This is a genomic window from Campylobacter sp. RM19072 (assembly GCF_024723485.1).
GTDB lineage: Bacteria > Campylobacterota > Campylobacteria > Campylobacterales > Campylobacteraceae > Campylobacter > Campylobacter porcelli.
Genome location: NZ_JANQCU010000064.1, coordinates 1 through 418 on the forward strand (window position 1 = coordinate 1; position 418 = coordinate 418).

A 418-nucleotide genomic window follows, 5' to 3' on the forward strand; every position below is an offset into this window, starting at 1 on the left:
GGGTAAAGATGGGCTAGAATATCGTAGATTAGCTGGTGAAGTAGAGGCTAGAAACGAGCAAACAAGGCTAATATCAAGTGAGCTAAATAACGCTAAGCTTGAGAGAACTACTGATTTAGATGATTTAGAAAAGATAGTAAAAGTCTTGCCAAAAAGCCAAGCTAACGAGCAAATAAGCAAAGAGCTAATAGCACTAAAAAAGCAAGATATGGCACTAGATAATGAGTATGGCAAAATCAGTCCGCAAAGGGATAAAGAGATAGATAGGCTAACTGATGAGCTAGATAATAGGTTTAATGCGTTAGTAGGACAAATAGATAAAGATGAGTTAGCAACTGCCTTGCTAAAAGTCTATAACAAAACAAAGCACCCAAATGCTACTGCTGATGTGATACCTGAGCTTAGAAAAGTGGTTTTT

1 protein-coding gene is annotated in these 418 nt (G+C 37.1%); it reads left to right on the plus strand.

The features are described from left to right. Nucleotides 1-418: hypothetical protein (locus CSUIS19072_RS08465; RefSeq protein ID WP_337212283.1), on the plus strand; the 418-nt coding region annotated here is incomplete at both ends.